16 protein-coding genes are annotated in these 19741 nt (G+C 56.1%); 6 read left to right on the plus strand and 10 right to left on the minus strand.

The genetic code is table 11. The features are described 5' to 3' along the window. Positions 1–263: 263 nt before the first annotated feature. Positions 264–1346 carry a glycolate oxidase subunit GlcE gene (gene glcE, locus BM261_RS08140; RefSeq protein WP_074897276.1) on the plus strand — a complete coding sequence of 361 codons (1083 nt, stop codon included), beginning with the start codon at positions 264–266 and terminating at the stop codon, positions 1344–1346. A gap of 91 nt (positions 1347–1437) precedes the next feature. Here glcE and BM261_RS08145 read toward each other — a convergent pair whose 3' ends face one another. The 3 genes from BM261_RS08145 to BM261_RS08155 all read right to left on the minus strand — a co-directional run bounded on the left by BM261_RS08145 (position 1438) and on the right by BM261_RS08155 (position 3418). After that, positions 1438–2115: a DUF4190 domain-containing protein gene (locus BM261_RS08145; RefSeq protein WP_074897279.1), complete on the minus strand. Its 678-nt coding sequence runs from the start codon at positions 2113–2115 to the stop codon at positions 1438–1440. Between the two features lie 29 nt (positions 2116–2144). Next, positions 2145–2759 carry a lytic transglycosylase domain-containing protein gene (locus BM261_RS08150; protein ID WP_074897281.1) on the minus strand — a complete coding sequence of 205 codons (615 nt, stop codon included), beginning with the start codon at positions 2757–2759 and terminating at the stop codon, positions 2145–2147. A 125-nt stretch (positions 2760–2884) separates the two neighbouring features. Next, complete coding sequence (locus BM261_RS08155; protein ID WP_074897283.1) at positions 2885–3418, minus strand: GbsR/MarR family transcriptional regulator; 534 nt, start codon at positions 3416–3418, stop codon at positions 2885–2887. Between the two features lie 96 nt (positions 3419–3514). On the opposite strand from BM261_RS08155, the gene upp reads away from it, so the two are divergent. Further along, complete coding sequence (upp, locus tag BM261_RS08160) at positions 3515–4141, plus strand: uracil phosphoribosyltransferase (RefSeq protein ID WP_074897285.1); 627 nt, start codon at positions 3515–3517, stop codon at positions 4139–4141. A gap of 99 nt (positions 4142–4240) precedes the next feature. Continuing rightward, the gene (gene mutL / locus BM261_RS08165; protein WP_074897288.1) at positions 4241–6157 is read left to right on the plus strand and encodes a DNA mismatch repair endonuclease MutL; all 1917 of its coding nucleotides are present in this window, start codon (positions 4241–4243) and stop codon (positions 6155–6157) included. Between the two features lie 539 nt (positions 6158–6696). On the opposite strand, the gene rpoD is transcribed toward mutL, so the two are convergent. The 4 genes from rpoD to BM261_RS08185 form a co-directional block, all read right to left on the minus strand. Further along, on the minus strand, positions 6697–8634 hold the full coding sequence (rpoD, locus tag BM261_RS08170) for an RNA polymerase sigma factor RpoD (protein ID WP_074897290.1): 1938 nt from the start codon (positions 8632–8634) through the stop codon (positions 6697–6699). 317 nt (positions 8635–8951) lie between these two features. Then, the gene (gene serB, locus BM261_RS08175) at positions 8952–9791 is read right to left on the minus strand and encodes a phosphoserine phosphatase SerB (RefSeq protein WP_074897291.1); all 840 of its coding nucleotides are present in this window, start codon (positions 9789–9791) and stop codon (positions 8952–8954) included. Positions 9792–9916: 125 nt separating this feature from the next. Further along, positions 9917–10558 (minus strand): DMP19 family protein, encoded by a 642-nt coding sequence (locus BM261_RS08180; protein WP_074897293.1) that lies wholly within the window; start codon positions 10556–10558, stop codon positions 9917–9919. A 59-nt stretch (positions 10559–10617) separates the two neighbouring features. Continuing rightward, the gene (locus tag BM261_RS08185) at positions 10618–12153 is read right to left on the minus strand and encodes a helicase HerA-like domain-containing protein (RefSeq protein WP_074897295.1); all 1536 of its coding nucleotides are present in this window, start codon (positions 12151–12153) and stop codon (positions 10618–10620) included. A 471-nt stretch (positions 12154–12624) separates the two neighbouring features. Between BM261_RS08185 and BM261_RS08190 the strand changes: the two genes are divergently transcribed. Continuing rightward, on the plus strand, positions 12625–14595 hold the full coding sequence (locus tag BM261_RS08190; RefSeq protein ID WP_074897298.1) for a TonB-dependent copper receptor: 1971 nt from the start codon (positions 12625–12627) through the stop codon (positions 14593–14595). Between the two features lie 222 nt (positions 14596–14817). On the opposite strand, the gene BM261_RS08195 is transcribed toward BM261_RS08190, so the two are convergent. Continuing rightward, complete coding sequence (locus BM261_RS08195; RefSeq protein WP_074897300.1) at positions 14818–15828, minus strand: 2Fe-2S iron-sulfur cluster-binding protein; 1011 nt, start codon at positions 15826–15828, stop codon at positions 14818–14820. Positions 15829–15987: 159 nt separating this feature from the next. Then, positions 15988–16809 (minus strand): FKBP-type peptidyl-prolyl cis-trans isomerase, encoded by an 822-nt coding sequence (locus BM261_RS08200; protein WP_074897340.1) that lies wholly within the window; start codon positions 16807–16809, stop codon positions 15988–15990. Between the two features lie 261 nt (positions 16810–17070). Between BM261_RS08200 and BM261_RS08205 the strand changes: the two genes are divergently transcribed. Together BM261_RS08205 and BM261_RS08210 are read left to right on the plus strand one after the other, a co-directional pair. Beyond that, positions 17071–18591: an acetyl-CoA hydrolase/transferase family protein gene (locus BM261_RS08205; protein WP_074897302.1), complete on the plus strand. Its 1521-nt coding sequence runs from the start codon at positions 17071–17073 to the stop codon at positions 18589–18591. Positions 18592–18708: 117 nt separating this feature from the next. Beyond that, a complete protein-coding gene (locus BM261_RS08210; protein WP_074897304.1) occupies positions 18709–19368 on the plus strand; it encodes a MarC family protein in 660 nt (219 codons plus the stop codon). A gap of 60 nt (positions 19369–19428) precedes the next feature. On the opposite strand, the gene yhbY is transcribed toward BM261_RS08210, so the two are convergent. Continuing rightward, positions 19429–19713 carry a ribosome assembly RNA-binding protein YhbY gene (gene yhbY / locus BM261_RS08215; RefSeq protein WP_107854064.1) on the minus strand — a complete coding sequence of 95 codons (285 nt, stop codon included), beginning with the start codon at positions 19711–19713 and terminating at the stop codon, positions 19429–19431. Positions 19714–19741 lie beyond the last annotated feature (28 nt).

Here is a 19741-nt window from a genome sequence, read left to right on the forward strand (position 1 = left end):
CCGTATTGTTTTCTCTGGCTGTGAGGTTTTCCGAACAGTGCGGCGGCTCTTTCTGTCTTTCGCTCCAAGCCTGTTCTGCCGTTTCGTCCACCTCCTGTGCCCGTGCGCCATCAAAATATCGCCGCCGCCCGCTGTTGCAGTAATCGGCTTTTTATCTGTTTCGCAGAAAATTTGGCCGAGCTAATACGTCAAATACTATCAAAAGACCGAATAACCCTAAGGCCGTCTGAAAAATACAGGCAGAGGCCGTCTGAAAGCAGGATATGGATACTTCATTGCAATATTTGCGGCAACAAATCCGACAGGCGGCCGACGAGGGATACGCGCTGACCGTGCGGGGCGGCGGCAGCAAGGATTTTTACGGCGAACCTGTGCGTCCGGCCGCCATCCTCGATACCCGCATCCACAGCGGCATCACCGCCTACGATCCCGATGAGTTGGTCATCACCGCCAAAGCGGGCACGCCTTTGGCGGTAATCGAAGCGGCTTTGGCCGAACGCCGCCAAATCCTGCCGTTTGAGCCGCCGCATTTCGGTGCGGGTGCAACCTTGGGCGGCGCGGTGGCCTGCGGTTTGGCCGGGCCCGGGCGGGCGCATTTCGGTGCGGTACGGGATTTCGTCCTCGGCTGCCGTTTGATAGACGGATGCGGCCAGGTGCTCGATTTCGGCGGACGGGTGGTGAAAAACGTCGCCGGTTACGACATCCATAAAACCATGGCAGGTGCAATGGGTACTTTGGGGGTGTTGGCGGAAGTGTCGCTGAAGGTGCTGCCCGCGCCCGAACGTGAAATCACCTTGCAGTTTGAATGTTCGGCTGCCGCCGCCCGCGGGATGCTTCACGCCCGGATGGGGCAGCCGCTGCCGCTGACGGCCGGTTTTTGGGACAACGGCGCGCTATTCGTCCGTCTCGGCGGCAGTGCGGCGGGTGTAGAGGCGGCAGCAATCCGCCTGGGTGGGGAACGCTTGGCCGGGCGGGCGAATGCCGATTTGTGGCTGGCGGTGCGCGAGCAGCTCCTGCCTGCCTTCAGGCCGTCTGAAAACGAAGATGTACGGTTGTGGCGCGTATCCGTGCCCGATACCGCGCCCGAGTTGGAATTGGACGGAACATTTTGTATGGAATGGGGCGGCGGCCTGCGCTGGTACCAGACCGGCCTGCCCGCAGACGAAATCCGTGCCGCCGCATCCGAAGCCGGCGGGCATGCCACATTGTTCCGCGGTGCGCTGCGGGCCGGCGAAACCGCTTTTACCCTGCCGCAGGAAAACGTGCTTCGTATCCAGCGTCGGCTGAAAAAATTGTTTGATCCGCACAATATTCTGAATCGGGGAAGGATGCCCGGTTTGTCATAGTTTGGGCAGGATGCGAAAAGGCCGTCTGAAAACTTTCAGACGGCCTTTTTATGGTTGGGCTGTGTTGTTGGAACGGTGCTTTACAGACGGCTTACAAAGAGGTGATGTTGCCGTCGGTTGTGCATGATTTCGGCATCTGGCTTTGTCTCATTTGTTGTTCGAATTGGCACTCCCAAACGATGCTGTCTTTCATTACTTGCGGTGTAACGCTCAAGTTTGTGCTTTTAATCAAAGGGTACAGTTGGCTTTTCGGGTTGAGCTGGGCATGCAGTACGCCGTTCTCCACCGTAAATTCGTTCCAGTGCTTTTCCATGCCGGGAATGTTCATTTCTTCGGCGGGAATGTTGATGATGATGGCGTTGTTTTTATCGGCGGCGATGCGTTTGGCCAGTTTGTCGCGCGCCTGCACCAGATAGACATCGGCTTCCACCCATTTGGAACGGATAACGTAGTCGTGGTAGGCGGGCAGGGCGATGGCGGCAAGTATGCCGATAGACATGATGACGAACTGGATATAACCCAGAATCAGGCCGGCCAGGGCCAAACCTGCACCACCCTGGCCGCTGCGTTTAATCTGACTGCGGGCGACGTGGCCGAAAATAATGGCCAGCAGGGCGAAGAGTATCGGGATTATCCAGCCGATGATGCCGCAAACCAGGCTGGAGATGGCCAGGGCATTGGTGCCTTGTATCGGTTGGGGCTGCTGTTGGTAGTATTGTCCGTTGTTTGACGGTGCGTGATGTCGATAATCGTTCTGTTGGTTTTGCATGGTTTATCCTTAAAAATGAACAGGGTTGGTCAATTCCATTGCCATCGGTTGCGCCATGCACCGATGACGGCGTTGGGGTATTTGTTGCTGCCGAGGCTGCCGTTGAAACGGGCGAGGGCGCGGACGATGTTGCCGTTTTCGACGTTGAGGTAGTGGCGCAGGATGGTGCAGCCGTAGCGCAGGTTGGTGCGGATGTCGAACAGGTTGTGGTCGGGTTTACCGATGTAACGCTGCCAGAACGGCATGACTTGCATCAGGCCTTTTGCGCCGACGTTGCTGATGGCGTATTGGCGGAACGCGCTTTCCACTTCGATCAGGCCGAGTATCAGCTGGGTATCGAGGCCTGCGCGGGTGGTTTCGTATTGGATATTGATAAGCAGGCGGCGGCGCGACGGTTCGTCGGGCACAAAACGGCTGAGCCGTGCCGACATGTCGCGCAGCCAGCGTTCGCCGTCGCGCGGGTTGGTGAAAACCAAACGGGCGGGGTTGACGTTGTTTACCGACGTCCGCATGACGGAGGCCACGTCGTCCGACAGGGTTTCTTCGCGCTGCGCCCCGGCCCAGATCGGGCGGGAAGACAAAAGCAGCGCGCCGCCGGCCAGCATCAGACGGCGGCGCATGGGATTGTGCACCGTTTTTTCCATAGTTTCCGCAGAGTGTTTCGAGTGGGCGGATTATATGCCATCCGGCAGTCAAAAGACAGGGAAAGGCCGTCTGAAAGCCTGTTTTCAGACGGCCTGTGCGGCTTTTTCGATATTGTGCGGCGGATTCAGTCTTTTTTGCCGCCGGTCAGGAAACGCTGGATTTTGGTGCCGAGTTTTAAAACCTGCGCCAGTGTGCCGGTGGGCAGTTTGAGCATTTCCTTCGTCCAGCTAGTGGCAATGTCCATAAACTGCTGTGTGTCGCGGATGCGTTTTTGCACCTGTTCGTTTTCCTGTTCGAATTCGGGCGTGGCAATCAGTTCGTTGAGGAAGTGCAGCGTCGGCTCGATTTCGCGCTGTTGGCGTTGTTCGACGATGGTTTTCACCAATACCCAAACATCGTCGGAGGTGGTGAAATAATCGCGCCGGTCGCCGAGCTGGTGCACGGTTTGCACCAGTTTCAAGCCTTGCAGCTCGCGGATGCTGTTGCTGACGTTGGAACGCGCCACGGCTAGTGTTTCGCTGATTTCCTCCGCATTCATCGGCTTGCCGATGATGTAGAGCAGCGCGTGGATTTGCGCCACCGTGCGGTTTACGCCCCATTTCGAGCCCATTTCGCCCCAGTGGAGCACGAATTTTTGAGTGGTCGGATTCAGTTTCATACGGCTTATTATGGTTATTTCTATTATTTCCGTCAAGACAGAAATTCATGGTTCGCCTATAATTGCGGCCGTCTGAAAAAAGCAGAGATATTTCCCATGAACCTCCATATCATCGACCACCCCTTAGTCAAGCACAAACTCGCCCTGATGCGCGAAGCCGATTGCAGCACCTACAAATTCCGCACGCTCACCAACGAACTGGCGCGGCTGCTGGCATATGAAGCCAGCCGCGATTTCGAAACCGAAACCTTTTCCTTCGCGGGGTGGTGCGGCGAAATGGAAGGCGAGCGCATCAAAGGCAAAACCCTGACCGTCGTCCCTATCCTGCGTGCCGGTTTGGGCATGCTCGACGGCGTGCTGGATTTGATTCCGACGGCGAAAATCAGCGTGGTCGGCCTGCAGCGCAACGAGGAAACACTCGAACCGGTGTCGTATTTTGAAAAATTCGTCAGCAAAATGGACCAGCGTCCTGCTCTCATCATCGACCCGATGCTGGCCACGGGCGGTTCGATGGTCGCCACCATCGACCTGCTGAAAAGCAAGGGCTGCACCAACATTAAGGCCTTGGTGCTGGTGGCCGCGCCTGAAGGCGTAAAACGGGTGAACGAGGCGCATCCCGATGTGAAAATTTACACCGCCGCACTCGACAGCCATCTGAATGAAAACGGCTACATCATCCCGGGCTTGGGCGACGCGGGCGATAAAATCTTCGGCACTAAATAATCAAACGCCAACAAGCACAGGCCGTCTGAAAAACAAATTTCAGACGGCCTGTTATAATGCCCGCCTCATTTACAGACAGCCTCAAACGAGTCCGAAGCCATGCCCCGTATCGCCGCACTGCCCGACCATTTAGTCAACCAAATCGCCGCCGGAGAGGTGGTGGAACGACCCGCCAATGCCCTGAAAGAAATCGTCGAAAACAGCATAGACGCGGGGGCGGCCGAAATCGAGGTGGAACTGGACGGCGGCGGCATCAAACGCCTGCTCGTGCGCGACAACGGCGGCGGCATCCATGCCGACGACCTGCCGCTCGCGCTCTCCCGCCATGCCACCAGCAAAATCGCCAGCCTTACCGATTTAGAACACGTTTCCAGCATGGGTTTCCGCGGCGAAGGGCTGGCCAGCATCGCCTCCGTCAGCCGGCTTACCCTCATCAGCCGCACTCCCGGCAGCGCGCACGGCCACGAAATCCGCGCCGAAGACGGCATCCTGTCGCCCGTTGCCGCTGCCGCCCATCCCGAAGGCACCACCGTGGAAGTGGCCGACCTGTTTTTCAACACCCCCGCACGGCGCAAATTCCTCAAATCCGAAAACACCGAATACGCCCACTGCGCCACCATGCTTGAACGCCTCGCGCTCGCCCATCCCGAAACCGCCTTCAGCCTCAAACGCGACGGCAAACCCGTTTTCAAATACCCGCCGCAAAGCCTCGAAGAACGCGCGGCCGCCATACTCGGCAGCGATTTTCAGACGGCCTCATTGCCTGTCGAAGGCGGGGGCGGCGGCATGCGGCTTTACGGCCTGATTGCCAAACCCACCTTCGCCAAAGGCAAAACTGGCCAACAATATTACTTCGTCAACCGCCGCTTCGTGCGCGACAAAGTCATGCTGCACGCCGTCAAGCAGGCCTACCGCGACGTGCTCCACCAAGCCCTCGCGCCCGCCTTCGTCCTCTTTCTCGAACTGCCGCCCGAAGCCGTGGACGTGAACGTCCATCCCACCAAAACCGAAATCCGTTTCCGCGACAGCCAGGCCGTACACCAACTCGTTTTCCACACCCTCGACAAAGCACTGGCCGGCACGCGTGCCGACCGGACGGAAAGCGTCGGCAATGCGGGCGAAGTGCTGCACAAAATGATGGGTTTGGCTGAAGAAAGGCCGTCTGAAAACCACGGCGGCAGCCATGCGCCGTTTTCAGACGGCCTCCAAGTAGGCAAAACTGCCCCAGTTTCCTATTCTGCCGCCCGGATGCCGCAACAGCGCAGCTTAAGCCTGAACGAAAGCCGCCGCGCCATCGACACCTATGCCGAACTCTACCGGCGCGACGACGAACTGGCACAGCTCGAACACGAACGCTTCGGCGGCGCAATAGCGCAAACCGCCGTTTCAGACGGCCGGGACGAAACGCACGGCGGAGGCGGCGGAAACGCCTACCCGCTCGGCTTCGCCATCGCCCAACTGCTCGGCATCTACATCCTTGCCCAAGCCGAAGACAGCCTGCTTTTGGTGGACATGCACGCCGCCGCCGAACGCGTGAACTACGAAAAAATGAAACGCCAGCGCGGCGAACAAGGCCATCTGAACAGCCAGTCGCTGCTCATTCCCGTTACCTTTTCCGCAGGGCACGGCGAAATGGCCGCCCTTGCTGATTTCGGCGACGAACTGCGCCGTTTCGGCCTGGACCTCTCGCCCATCGGTGAAAACCGCATCGCCGTGCGCGCCGTACCGCAAATGCTGGGCAAATCCGACGTGGAACAACTGGCGCGGGATATGTTGCGCGAATTTGCCGAAGTCGGCGCGTCGCAGGCGGTGGAAGCGCGGGAAAACCGCATCCTCGCCACCATGTCCTGCCACGGTTCGATACGCGCCGGACGGAAACTCACCCTGCCGGAAATGAACGCCCTCCTGCGCGATATGGAACAAACCCCGCGCAGCAATCAGTGCAACCACGGCCGTCCCACATGGGTCAAACTCACACTGAAAGAATTGGACGCGCTGTTTTTGCGCGGCCAGTGAGGGTGGCGATTCAAAAACCAATCTGCGAGACAGTACCTATATATCGTCTTTGGGATAAAGCCGACACTCCTTCCCGTCGGGCGGATTAGTTCTAGGCTACCCACGCCCCATTTAAAAGTACAAGTCATCACCATTCCCGCGCAGGCGGAAATCCAAAAATTTGGGTTTGCGCCAGCCTCCAAGCATTCCTAAAAATCCGATACACGGATTTCCGTCTGCGCGGGAATGGCGATATGTGCGTTCTTATTTGAATTTACTGTGCCGCAACCGAATGCCGCCATTCCAAGCTTCTATCGCAGGAAGGGTAAGGATAAGTCGTCCGTGGCGGCAAGAGGCCGTCTGAAAAGTGTTTCTGCGACAGGATGATTTGTTGCAGTTTTGCGATGAATTGGCGACCCGACGCCCAACAGAACGGTAATGCCATGGCTGGCCATACAAACTGCGGCTGTGTGTTTGGGTTTGGATGGTGTTTGATGTTCCGATGATAAAGAGGCCGTCTGAAAATGGTTTTTCAGACGGCCTCTCTTGCTGTGAAACGGCTATTTGTTGTCTTCGCTGTCCAGGAAGCTTTTCAATCTGTCGCTACGGGTCGGATGACGCAGTTTGCGCAGAGCTTTGGCTTCGATTTGGCGGATACGTTCGCGGGTTACGTCAAACTGCTTGCCGACTTCTTCCAGCGTGTGGTCGGTGTTCATGTCGATGCCGAAACGCATACGCAACACCTTGGCTTCGCGCGGGGTCAGGCTTTCCAGTACGTCGGCGGTAACTTCGCGCAGGCTGGAATACATGGCCGCATCCGCCGGTGCGACGTTGTTCACGTCTTCGATGAAGTCGCCCAAGTGCGAATCGTCGTCGTCGCCGATCGGGGTTTCCATCGAAATCGGCTCTTTGGCGATTTTCATGATTTTGCGGATTTTGTCTTCCGGCATTTCCATCAGCTCGGCCAGTTTGGCGGAATCGGGGTCTTCTCCGGTTTCCTGCAGGTATTGGCGGGAGATGCGGTTCATTTTGTTGATGGTTTCAATCATGTGAACCGGGATGCGGATGGTGCGCGCCTGGTCGGCAATCGAGCGGGTGATTGCCTGACGGATCCACCATGTCGCGTAGGTGGAGAATTTGTAGCCGCGGCGGTATTCGAATTTATCGACCGCCTTCATCAGGCCGATGTTGCCTTCCTGAATCAAATCAAGGAACTGCAAGCCTCGGTTGGTGTATTTTTTGGCGATGGAAATCACCAGGCGCAGGTTGGCCTGTATCATTTCCTCTTTCGCACGCGCGGTTTCCCGTTCGCTGCTTTGCATGTTTTTATTGATTTCCTTCAGTTCTTCGATGGAAATCTGCGCCGTTTTTTCCATTTCCGCCACTTCGGACTGTTTTTCCAGGATGGCGTGTTGGAAACGCTCCAAGGCGTTCGCCCATACGCGGCGTTTGGCAATTTCGTTTTCCAGCCAAGTCAAATCGGTGATGTTCGGCAGGAATTGGCTGATGAAGTAGTCGCGGTCCATTTGGACGCGGTCGAGGCAGATGTCGCGGATTTCGCGCTCCAGTTTGCGGATGTTGTCCACTTTCTGCCGCAGGCTGCTGCTCAGGCTTTCAATCTGACGGGTGGCAAAGCGGACTTCCAGCAGTTTGTGGGCAATCGCGTCGCGGTGTTTCAGGTATTCTGGATGGTTGCTGCCGTTGGCATTCAAAGCCTCGACCATCAGGCCGTAACTGTCTTTGATAACGGCAAAATGCTCCAGCACTTCGCGTTTCAATTCTTCCAGATTGACGCTTCCCATATCGGCGGCATCGCCTTCGCCGTCTTCATCTTCGTCGTCTTCGGACTCTTCTTCGGCGTGGTCGCCGGGACGTGCGCCGGGCGGTACGGTTTCCAAATGACCTAGGCCCAGTTCGTTAAGCAGCACTTCGTTCGGGTCGATAATCGCTTCGACCACTTCGTCTATTTTGATTTCGTCGTTGCGGATTTTTTCAATCAATTCTAGGATTTCCGCAATCGAACCCGGGCAGGCCGAAATGGCCTGAATCATGTTTTTCAGGGCGTTTTCGATTTTTTTGGCGATGATGATTTCGTCTTCGCGCGTCAGGAGTTCCACCTGCCCCATTTCGCGCATATACATGCGCACGGGGTCGGTGGTGCGGCCGAATTCGGAGTCGGCGTTGGAAAGGGCGGCCTCCGCTTCTTCTACCGCGTCGTCGTCGGTCATGCCGGTACCGCTGTCGTTCATCAGCAGGCTGTCGGCATCGGGGGCTTCTTCGGTTACTTGAATACCCAAACCCTGAATCATGTTGACGATGTTGTCAATTTGTTCGGCGTCGGACATGTCGTCCGGCAGGGCATCGTTGATTTCGGCGTAAGTGATGTAGCCGCGGTCTTTGCCCTGCAGAATCAGCTGGCGCAGGCGGGCGCGCTGTTCCTCTGCGGTCAGCGGGCGGTTGTCGTCTTCTTGTTCTTCGTAGTCTTGCGGATTACTCATTGTGGTCTCGGTATTTTCGGATAATGCGGCGGGCGGACGGATATTCGGGATTCTGCCTGTCTTGCAGCGTGTGGTGCGCCCCGCCGTTTGGAAACAGCCTGCAATAGCACTTCGGCTTTCAGGCTCGAAATCGGATTTTCGCTAAATAGTGCCGCCTAAGGGGGAAAACAAGCCCCCGTCGGCAAAAAAGCGGGGATTATACTGAAATCCCCCGCCTGCCGAAAGGCGGCAGGGAAGGGTTTGGGGGCGGCCCGATATGCCGGTTTCCGTTCCAGCGGGCAAGGTGTGTTTTCCCGCTTCGGTTTGAACGGAATCCTCTATAAAAAACAGCCGCGTATGGCTTCCAAGCCGTTATGGTTGATGCATATGTCGGCAGCCTGCCGGGCTTTGGGTTTGGCATGGTAGGCGATGCCGAACCCGGCTTCTGTCAGCATGGGGATGTCGTTGGCCCCGTCGCCCACGGCCAAAACCTGCCCGTGGCGCAAACCGAGTTTGGCGCGGTATTCGCGCAGCAGGTCGGCTTTGGCTTGTGCGTCGATGATGCGGCCGTTCAGACGGCCTGTCAGGCGGCCGTCATCGGTGTCGAGCAGGTTGGCGTGGGTGTAGTCGAGGCCGAGGCGGGTTTGCAGGCGGTCGGTGAAAAAGGTGAAGCCGCCCGATACCAGCATGAATTTCACGCCGTGCTTTTTGCATTCGCTCAAGAGATATTCCGCACCGGGCGATAGTTTCAGCACTTGGTCGTACACTTCTTGCAGCACGCTTTCCGGTAATCCGGCCAACAGGCCGACGCGTTTGCGCAGCGATTGTTCGAAGTCCAATTCGCCGCGCATGGATTGTTCGGTAATCGCCGCCACTTGTTCTTTCAGTCCGACTCCGGCGGCAATTTCGTCCACGCATTCTATGGTAATCAGTGTCGAATCCATATCGCTGACAATCAGTCCGAGGTCGGAGAACGGGATGGCGGGCAATACGGCGTGGTCGATTTTCAGCTTGTCCAGTTCGGCGGCGGCTTCGGTCGGCAGGGCGAAGTTTTCCGGCACTTCAAAGCGCAGGATGCTGCCGTTTCCGTTTTTAGACGGCCTTGTCGGCAAAGGGGGGAGAAAGGACAGGTCGCAACGCCCGATGTCGGGACGTTGTAAAACCAAATGGTGCGGCATGGGGATTTTTTCCTCGGTTGGGTTGGGCGGTTGTGTTTTCAGACGGCCTCTTGCTGCAAAAGGCCGTCTGAAAAATGAGGCGGGGTTGTACGTTCATGTAAACCCGGCCTTGGGCGGCGTTTTCGTCAGTCGGTAAACGCTTCGGGATTTTCGCGGATGAAACGTACCAGCAGGCCGTCCAGAGGTTGGCAGTTTTCCAGCAGGTAGAATTCGTCGTCGTAGGCTTCGAGCGGGTTGTTTTCATACGAGGCGCAGAAACCTTCCAGCGAACCGTCTTGGCGGTCGGCCAGTTTTTCGCGTTCGTAACAGGCGTTGGCGCGGCGTACGAGATCGGCATATTTGGGCGCGCCGACGAGTTCGCAGGCTTCGGGCAGGTAGGCGGCGGCTTCGGCACCGGTGTTGTAGTAATACTGGTTGAAACCGCCGTTGTCCACTTCTCCGGCCAAGATGTACAGCGCGTAAACGGCGCGGCGGGCGGGGGAGAGCGTTTGCAGGTATGCTTCTTCGCCCATGCCTTCGGGTGCCTGTACGGCCAGGGTGTCGAACACGGTCAGTACCAGCTCTTCGTCGGGCGTTTGCGCCAAGATGGCGGCGGTCAGTTTTTCATGGATGGTGCGGTTGTCGAAGGCGGCAAACATTTCGGATACTTCGGCAAACAGTTGCTGCGATTCGCGTTTGAATTCGGCACGTTCTTCCTCGCTCATCTGTGCCAGCATTTTTTGGAAGTCTTCGCCGTCGAATAGGGTGTTGAAGTCGTCGTTTTTCATCTTTTTTCCATTTGAGGCCGTCTGAAAACCGGGTAACGGGTTTTCAGACGGCCTGCCGTTTATTTCAACATGTTTTTGATTACGCCCATCACACTGCGCGAAATGGCGTTGGTGACTTGGCGGTTGATTTGGCTGCCGATGCTGTCGGCAACGTTGTAGCCCAGCCCTTGGTTGGCCTTTTTCCGTCCGCCGAACAGTCCGCCGAGGAAGCCTTCCACCAGTCCGGGTTTGGCCGGTTGCGCCGCTTCGGCCTGTGCCTGCGCCTGTTGTGCGGCTTTTCCCGCACCGGCAGCCTGTTCCGCTTGGGTTTGTTCCGCCGCAAGCTGCTGCAGGGCTTCGTAGGCAGAGAAATTGTCCACCGCGTCTTTATAGTGGCGGTAGAGGATGTCGTTTTGGAACAGGCGGCCGCGCTCTTCGGCCGAGAGTGGGGCAAGCTGCGATTGCGGCGGCAGGACGAAGGCGCGTTCCACGATGCCGGGCATGCCTTTTTCATCGAGGAAGGACACCAATGCCTCGCCCACGCCCAGTTCGATAATGGCTTCGGCCACGTTCAGCTTAGGATTGCTGCGGAAGGTTTCGGCGGCGGCCTTTACCGCTTTTTGGTCGCGCGGGGTGAAGGCGCGCAGGGCGTGCTGCACGCGGTTGCCGAGTTGGCCGAGGATGCTGTCGGGCAGGTCGAGCGGGTTTTGGGTAACGAAATATACGCCCACGCCTTTGGAGCGGATGAGGCGCACCACTTGCTCGACTTGTTCTACCAAGGCCGGTGCGGCGTTGTCGAACATTAAATGCGCTTCGTCGAAGAACATGACGAATTTGGGTTTGTCGGCATCGCCGACTTCGGGCAGGGTTTCAAACAGTTCGGCCAGAAACCACAGCAAAAACGCGCTGTACATGCGCGGGGAGCGCATCAGTTTTTCCGAATTCAGGATGTTGATGACGCCTTTCCCACCCTCGCTTTGCAGCCAGTCCTGCAGGTTTAGTTCGGGTTCGCCGAAAAACTGTTCCGCACCTTCTTTCTCCAATACCAGCAACTGCCGCTGAATCGCGCCGACGCTGGCGGCGGAAACGTTGCCGTATTGGGTGCGGTATTCTTTGGCGTGGTCGGCCACATATTGCAGCATCCCGCGCAGGTCTTTCAAATCAATCAGATGCCAGCCTTTGTCGTCGGCAACCTTGAATACCAGGTTGAGCAGGCCTTCCTGGGTGTCGTTCAAATTCATCAGGCGCGAGAGCAGCATCGGCCCCATTTCGGATACGGTAACGCGCACGGGGATGCCCGTTTCGCCGAATACGTCCCAAAAGCGTACGGGGAAGCCTTGCAGATAGTCTGCGCCGTCCAAACCGAATTCCGCCATCCGTTCGCCGACCTTGCCCGCACCGTCCCCGGCACGGCATATGCCGGACAAATCGCCTTTTACGTCAACCAAAAACACAGGCACGCCGATATTGCTGAAACTTTCTGCCATTTTGCGCAGCGTAACCGTTTTGCCCGTACCCGTCGCGCCGGCAATCAAGCCGTGCCGGTTGGCCATTTTGCCGATAAGTTCCAAAGGTTGGCGGCCGCCGCCGCTCAAGGCGATGGTGAGAGTAGTCATAAAATCAAACTTCCGTAGCGGATAAAGACAGGCGGCATTTTAACGGTATACCTGCTTTTTGGCATCTTCAAATAACACAATCGGCCGTCTGAAAAGGAAGCCGGGAGTCATGCTGCTTTTTCAGACGGCCTTCAATTTCAGGCCGTAGTTTGTCAAACGGCATATCGGGCGGCATATCGGGCCGGACATGGGATTTGCCTGCGGTATTCGGGGAAGGGAATGTTTTTTAGATTTTTCATCAGGCCGTCTGAAAATATTTCGATGTGTTTTCAGACGGCCTGATGACGGATTTGGGCAAGTTAAGAAATATTGAGTTAAATCAAAAAAGGCAAAAGAATTTAAAAAACAGGAAATTCCTGTATGTTATTCCGTATCACTGATTGATACAATCATACTGATTGCAAAAACTTAATTTGCGATTTAGACCCGAAATATTTCAATATAACAAATCACAATGGAGTTAATTTCCTTATGAAACGCCAACACTTCTTACTCCTGCCATTGACGCTGGCCCTAACCCAAGTTTGGGCAGCCGACGAACCTGTCGAACAAGATTCCGCACTTGCGCCCGTGGTCGTTACCGGCACGCAGCAGCAAAAGGCCAATACGGTCAAATTCAACCCGAAAGCCACCATTCAGCCCATGCCGGCCGGTGATGGTGCGGACTTGCTTCAGTCCGTGCCCAATATGAGCATCATCCGCAAAGGCGGCAGCTCGGGCGATCCGCTGTTCCGCGGTTTGGGCGGTTCGCGCCTGTCCGTCAATGCGGACGACCAGTTTATTTACGGCGGCTGCGGTATGCGTATGGACCCGCCGACCGCGTACATCCATCCCAACAGTTTTGACGAAGTGATTGTAACCAAAGGCCCACAAACCGTTACGCAGGGCATGGGCTTGGTGAGCGGTTCCGTTCAATTTGTCCGCAAAAATCCTGATTTTACTGAAAAACCCTACAATATAAACACGTCCGCCACAGTCGGCAGCCACGGCCGCCGCGACGGTTCGCTCGAAGCGGAATTCGGCGGCAAATACGCTTACGTCCGCACCAATATTTCGCACAACGAAGCGGACGACTATAAAGACGGTGCCGGCCACCACGTTCATTCCAACTTCAAACGCGACAGCCAAATGCTGCAAGTCGGTATCACTCCGACCGAAAACACCACCATCGCCGGCACATACGAACGCAGCCGCGCGAAAGTCGCCTACGCCGACCGTATGATGGACGGCAGCAAATTCGACCGCGACGCTTGGAACATCCGCTTCAGCCAACGCAGTATCACGCCTTGGTTCAGCGAACTCGAACTGCGCTACGGTCAAAGCGAAATCGACCACGTTATGGACACCTACAGCCTGCGCACCATCCGCAATCCGCACGGCATGCAGATTAAAAATGCCAACAACCCGAAACGTAACACCGATACAGGCCGTCTGAAAGCCACCTTCGACTGGGATACGGTTAATCTGCAAACAGGTATAGATTATCTGGATGACGTGCACGTTGCACGTATGGAGCGCGGCGGCGACGGTTACCGCCACAAACCGTTCATGCCAAACCAGAGCTTCAAGCAATGGGGTATGTTTGCCGAAGCCGCATGGCAGCGTAACGAAAACCAAAAATGGGTAGCCGGCCTGCGCCACGACCAAGTCAAAGCGCATTACGACACCAACCGCGTTACCGACCCCGTATTGAAACATCAGAAATACAATCTGAATTCCGGCTTCCTGCGTTGGGAACAAACCGCCGGCAACCTGAAATATTACGCCGGATTCGGCATTGCAGAGCGTGGACCTGATTACTGGGAACGCCTGCATTCCGAAAACAAAATCGTTCGTCCCGAGCAAAACCGCCAGCTTGATGCGGGCATCATTTGGAAAAACGAAAACGTACAGGCTTCCGTATCCGTATTCGGCAGCCGCATCAATGACTTCATCCTGCTCGAAAGACGCGGCATGATGGCCAGCGTCCGCAATATCGATGCCAACCGCGTCGGCGGCGAAGCCGAAATCAAATGGAAATTCGCCCCCAACTGGGAAATCGGCAGCAACCTGGCCTACACGCGCGGCAAAAACCGCACCGACGGCCGTCCGTTGGCGCAAACCCCGCCTCTGGAATGGAACAATTCTCTGGCGTGGGATAACGGCAAATTCAGCGCGGGCGCACTCTGGCGCGTGGCGGCAGCGCAAAAACGCTATGCCGTCGGCCAAGGTAATATTGTCGGCCAAGACGTCGGCGCATCCGCCGGATTCGGCATACTGTCGCTCAATGCCGGCTGGCGCATCGCCAAATTCGCCACCCTGCAAGGCGGCGTGGACAACGTGTTCAACAAAACCTATGCCGAATTTGTCAGCAAAGGCGGCGATCCTTCTGCCGGAACGCAGACCACGCGCGTAAACGAGCCCGGCCGCACGGCTTGGTTGCGTTTACAGATGCAGTTCTAATCCGAACCGTCAGGCCGTCTGAAAAAAACAAACCGTTTTTTCAGACGGCCTGTGATTAGGTTTATACAATTTTCCGCGCTGTTTGCGGAAGCGGATTTTGCCCGCCCTGCAGTCCATAACTGGCGTTTCAGCTGCATCGTCGGCGACGTAAGATCTGCTTCCGCAAACAGCGCGGTTTTTTCGGCACGGCGGTGCCGATTTTTTATTTTCCGTTCGTACTTATCAGGCGGGGGAAAAAGCGTCGGAGAAGAAGGCGTCGTTTTTCAGACGGCCTTGCCCCGTTAGTATTTCCTGCGCATCGGTAATCATGGCCGGCGAGCCGCAGGCGTATACCTGATGGGCGGACAGGTCGGGATGGTCGCGCAACACCTGTTGTTGGACATAGCCCCGCGCGCCGTTCCAGCTTTCGTCCGCACGCGAGAGTACGGGCGTGAAGCGGCCGTTTTTCAGACGGCCTGTCAGTTCGGCGGCTTGTTCGGCGTAATACAGTTCGGCTTCGTTGCGGCCGCCCCAATAAAGGTGAACCTGCCGCTGCGATTGTTGTTCGATTAAGCGGAGCAGGATGCTTTGGATGGGGGCGAAACCGGTGCCGGTGGCCAATAGGATAATCGGCTGCGTCTCTTCTTCGTTCAGGGTAAACGTCCCCATCGGGCCGCGTACGCGCATGATGGTTTTTTCTTTAATCAGCGGGTCGCTGCCGAACAGCATACCGCTGAACAGGCCGCCGTCGCGTTTGCGGATGTGCAGTTCGAGCTGTTCTGCCTGCGCGGGGCTGCCGGCGAGGGAATAGCTGCGGGTGTGTCCGTCTTTCAACAGGATGTCTATGTATTGGCCGGCGAGGAAGACGAACGGCGGCTTTTTCGGCATGTCGAGTTTGAGGATGGCGGTGTTGTGCAGGTATTCCACTGAAGCAACGCGTGCGGGCAGGGTTTTGACGGGCGGCATTTTGCTGCTGTTGTAGCCGGGGACGTTGAGCCGGATATCGCCGCGCGGATAGCAGCAGCACATCAGGATTTTGTTTTGCGCCAGTTCTTCGGCGGGAAGGGCTTGTTCCGCGTGTTCGCCCTGTTCGAATTCTCCGGCGGCGATTTCGGCTTTGCACTGGCCGCAGATGCCGTTTTGGCAGGAGTGGGGCAGGTTGAATCCTTGGCGGCGCGCGGCGGCCAAGATGCTTTCGCCGTCGTCGGCTTCAAAGGTTTCGTTGTCGGGTGATAGGGTAATTGTGTGTTTCATGTTGTTGGTTTTAGGTGTGTTGAGGCCGTCTGAAAAGTTTCGCTTCAGGGAAGCGGTGGTTTTCAGACGGCCTTATCAATGCCGTAAATGTTTGAAACGGAAAGGCGGTAGGGTATCGTTGATTGCCTGCGATTGCCTGCACCGTTTCAGACGGCCTGATTATTGACCTTGCGGCAGGCCGACCATGGCGTCTTTCGGCATTTCGCCTGTGGCAGCCAGTTTGACGTCAAAAATCAGCACGGCGTTTTTCGGGATTTTTGAGTTGGGCGGAGGTTCGTTGCCATAACCCAGTTCGGGCGGGATGTAGAGGGTGTATTCCGCACCTTCCTTCATCATCGGCAGGGCTTCCTGCCAGCCTTTAATCATGACGGGCAGCGGGAAGGCCATCGGTTCTTTGGCGTCGGCATTGCTGTCGAATACGGTGCCGTCGGTCAGTTTGCCGGTGTAGGTTACGCTGACCATCGAATCGGGTTTCGGATTTTTGCCGGTACCTTCTTTGATGACTTTGTATTGCAGGCCGGAGGCGGTGGTTTTCACGCCTTCTTTGGTGGCGTTTTCTTTCAGGAAGGCTTGCGCTTTGGCCAATTCGGCTTGCGAATCTTTATCGGCGGCGGCTTGTGCCTTGGCTTGTTCTTTCTGCAGGAAGGCCATCATGATTTCGTTGGCCTGCTGCTCGCTGATGCGGGTTTCTTTGCCGGACACTACGTCTTCGATGGCTTGTGTGAAGAGTTTGATGTCGATGGCCGTGCCTTGCTCTTTCATTTTCTTGAAGCTGCGGCCGATGTCGATACCCATCGCGTAGCTGGCCTGCTGTTCGGGCGTGCCTAATGCCGAAGCGTCTTTGGTGGTGGCAGAAGCGGCGGTGTTGGCGGCCGAGCCCGAAGCGGCAGATGTTGCCGGAGTGGAGGTTTCCTGTTTGCAGGCGGCCAGCGCGCATGCGGCGGCCAGTGCGGTCAGGCTGAGTTTCAAAGTTTGTTTCATAATGGCTCTCTGTAAGGAACGGTAAAACAAGGAGCGGATTATACAAGCTTGGGAGGCAAAGGGAAGGCCGTCTGAAAATGTTGTTTTGCCGTTCGGCATATTTTTGCCTTTTTTAATGTACGGACGCGGAATTTCGCCAGGCAGGGAGGAAACTTTACACTATACGGGCTTTACTATATATTCCGTCCGACCGGCTGGGGTTTCGGCCGGACTGTTCAATTGCAGCCTTGTTGTAAGGTATTTTATTCGAAGGAGAATCATATGAGCGATGCGGCAGGACGCGTGCGCCACGAGGGTTTGCGTCAAAAAATCATTTCCGCCGAGCAGGCGGCCGAATTTATTCAAAACGGGATGACCGTCGGCATCAGCGGTTTTACCGGGGCGGGTTATCCCAAAGCCGTGCCGGGTGCGGTAGCGGCCAAAGCGGAAGCCGCGCACGCCAAGGGAGAGGCTTTTAAAATCCGTATGATTACCGGTGCGTCTACCGCGGACGAGTGCGACGGTGTGCTAGCGCGTGCAAACGCCATCGAATTCCGCAGCCCGTTCCAATCCGACCCCACTTTGCGTAATCAAATCAATGCGGGCGACGCCGCCTATATGGATGTCCATCTGTCGCATATCGAGCAACAGGTTCGCGCGGGCTTTTTCGGCGAAATGGACGTGGCCCTTATCGAAGTGGCCGGTATTACCGAAGACGGCAAGCTGATTCCCTCCCTCGGCGTCGGAACCAATGTAACTTGGCTGCAGAAAGCGAAAAAAGTTATTTTGGAAGTGAACGCCCGCCAAAATGAAAAATTGGAGGGTATGGCCGATATTTACGACAGCGTCGGCTTGGCTCCGTTCCGCAAGCCTATCCCGCTGACTGAGGCGGGTAGCCGTATCGCCACGCCTTATATGCACTGCGATTTGGAAAAAATCGCCGGTATCGTTCTGACGGATGCGCCCGACCGCAACAGCAAGTTTGCCGAGCCGGACGAAATGTCGAAAAGCATTGCCGCGCAAATCATCGATTTCTTCTCGCACGAAGTCAAAATGGGCAGGCTGCCAAAAAACCTGCTGCCTTTGCAGTCCGGTGTCGGCAACGTGGCAAACGCCGTGCTGGCCGGCTTGCAGGACGGCCCGTTCGACAATCTGACCGGTTTTACCGAAGTGCTGCAAGACGGGATGTTGGATTTGATTCTGAGCGGAAAAATGTTGTCCGCTTCGGCAACCGCATTGTCGTTCAGCCCGGACGCGCTCGACCGTTTCAATGAAAACATCGATTTTTTACGCAGCAAAATCATCCTGCGGCCGCAGGAAATCACCAACAATCCCGAATTGATTCGCCGCCTCGGCATTATCGGTATGAACGCTATGATTGAGGCCGACATTTACGGCAACGTAAATTCTACCCATATCATGGGTACGAAGATGATGAACGGTATCGGCGGTTCGGGTGATTTCGCGCGCAACTCCTATCTGTCGTTCTTCGTTTCGCCGTCGGTGGCCAAAGGCGGTGCGATTTCCTGTATCGTGCCCATGGTTTCCCACCACGACCACACAGAGCACGACGTGATGGTGTTGGTAACCGAACAGGGCTTGGCCGACTTACGCGGCAAATCTCCGCGCGAACGTGCCAAACTGATTATCGAAAACTGTTCGCACCCCGACTATCGCGACCAATTGCGCGACTACTATGCCCGTGCGGAAAAAGCAGGCGGCCTGCACACTCCGCATTTGCTGAACGAGGCTTTATCGTGGCACCAGCGGTTTGTTGAAACCGGCGATATGCGTGTGAAATAAGGCTTTACAGCCTTGCTATTAGGAGAGGCCGTCTGAAAATGTTTTTCAGACGGCCTTTTTTGATTAGGCAATCCGGTAGAAGGTATAATCGGCCGTTTTTATCTTGGTTTGAAAAGAATGTTGGAATTTTACCTGCATCAGTTCGGCTTGGCGTTCATGGCCTTTTTCGCCATTATGAACCCTATCTCCAGCCTGCCTGTCTACCTCAGCCTGACCGACGGCGACGACAGAAAAATGGCGCGGGCGGTGGCGCGTAAAGGTTTGATCATAGCCTTTATTATCGTGCTGGTGTTTGCCTTCGCCGGCCGCTTTATCTTTGAAATGTTCGGCATCACGTTGCCCGCATTGCGGATAGCGGGCGGGATTTTGGTATTCCTGATCGGCTTTCATATGGTGCAGGGTAACCGTTCGCCTATGCACCGCACCCCTGCCTCCGCCGAACCGCAGGAAGACAGAAACGTGTTGTATCAGGAAAAAATGAATGTGGCCATTTCGCCGTTGGGTACGCCGCTGCTCGCCGGGCCGGGTACGATTGCCACGGCGATGAACTTGTCTGCAGGCGATTCGCTGACCGGAACCTTGATTGTGGTCGGCGCATTTTCCCTGCTGTGTTTAATTACTTACACGCTGTTTCTCTTCGGTGCGCAAATCACGCGCCTGCTGGGGAAAAATGTAATGAACGTGGTCACGCGGATGATGGGTTTGATATTGGCCGTCATCGGCACACAGATGCTGGTGGCCGGTTTGAAGGGGGCGTTCCCCATATTGGCCGGGTAAGGATAAAGGCCGTCTGAAAACAGTTTCAGACGGCCTTTATCCTGTAATCGGAATAAAATCTCAGGCTTCTTCCGGATTTTCCCGCCATAAAACCAACAATTTGCCGATATGCTGCACCAGTTGCGCGTCTGTGGCGGCGCACAAGGCTTCGCACATCGCGATGCGCTCGGCGCGGTCGTCGCCCAAAACGCGCACTTTGATCAATTCGTGCGCCGTCAGGGCGGCATCGGTTTCTTTGATAACGGATTCGGTCAGGCCTTGCTGGCCGATCATGACCACGGGGTTGAGATGATGGGCACGTGCCTTCAGTTCGAGTAGCTGTTTGCTGTCTGGTTTGTTGCTCATGTCGGTATGCTTGTCGGAAAAAAGCGGC

Origin of the sequence: Neisseria elongata subsp. elongata (assembly GCF_900113545.1) — a bacterium.
Taxonomy (GTDB): domain Bacteria; phylum Pseudomonadota; class Gammaproteobacteria; order Burkholderiales; family Neisseriaceae; genus Neisseria; species Neisseria elongata.

Bases quoted from the DNA above. Each gene is read 5' to 3' on its own strand.
- rpoD (WP_074897290.1), bottom strand. From the start codon at position 8,634: ATGAGTAATCCGCAAGACTACGAAGAACAAGAAGACGACAACCGCCCG.
- BM261_RS08145 (WP_074897279.1), bottom strand. From the start codon at position 2,115: ATGCAAAACCAACAGAACGATTATCGACATCACGCACCGTCAAACAAC.
- BM261_RS08205 (WP_074897302.1), top strand. From the start codon at position 17,071: ATGAGCGATGCGGCAGGACGCGTGCGCCACGAGGGTTTGCGTCAAAAA.
- BM261_RS08195 (WP_074897300.1), bottom strand. From the start codon at position 15,828: ATGAAACACACAATTACCCTATCACCCGACAACGAAACCTTTGAAGCC.
- yhbY (WP_107854064.1), bottom strand. From the start codon at position 19,713: ATGAGCAACAAACCAGACAGCAAACAGCTACTCGAACTGAAGGCACGT.
- BM261_RS08210 (WP_074897304.1), top strand. From the start codon at position 18,709: ATGTTGGAATTTTACCTGCATCAGTTCGGCTTGGCGTTCATGGCCTTT.
- BM261_RS08155 (WP_074897283.1), bottom strand. From the start codon at position 3,418: ATGAAACTGAATCCGACCACTCAAAAATTCGTGCTCCACTGGGGCGAA.
- upp (WP_074897285.1), top strand. From the start codon at position 3,515: ATGAACCTCCATATCATCGACCACCCCTTAGTCAAGCACAAACTCGCC.
- serB (WP_074897291.1), bottom strand. From the start codon at position 9,791: ATGCCGCACCATTTGGTTTTACAACGTCCCGACATCGGGCGTTGCGAC.
- BM261_RS08180 (WP_074897293.1), bottom strand. From the start codon at position 10,558: ATGAAAAACGACGACTTCAACACCCTATTCGACGGCGAAGACTTCCAA.
- BM261_RS08190 (WP_074897298.1), top strand. From the start codon at position 12,625: ATGAAACGCCAACACTTCTTACTCCTGCCATTGACGCTGGCCCTAACC.
- mutL (WP_074897288.1), top strand. From the start codon at position 4,241: ATGCCCCGTATCGCCGCACTGCCCGACCATTTAGTCAACCAAATCGCC.
- glcE (WP_074897276.1), top strand. From the start codon at position 264: ATGGATACTTCATTGCAATATTTGCGGCAACAAATCCGACAGGCGGCC.
- BM261_RS08185 (WP_074897295.1), bottom strand. From the start codon at position 12,153: ATGACTACTCTCACCATCGCCTTGAGCGGCGGCGGCCGCCAACCTTTG.
- BM261_RS08200 (WP_074897340.1), bottom strand. From the start codon at position 16,809: ATGAAACAAACTTTGAAACTCAGCCTGACCGCACTGGCCGCCGCATGC.
- BM261_RS08150 (WP_074897281.1), bottom strand. From the start codon at position 2,759: ATGGAAAAAACGGTGCACAATCCCATGCGCCGCCGTCTGATGCTGGCC.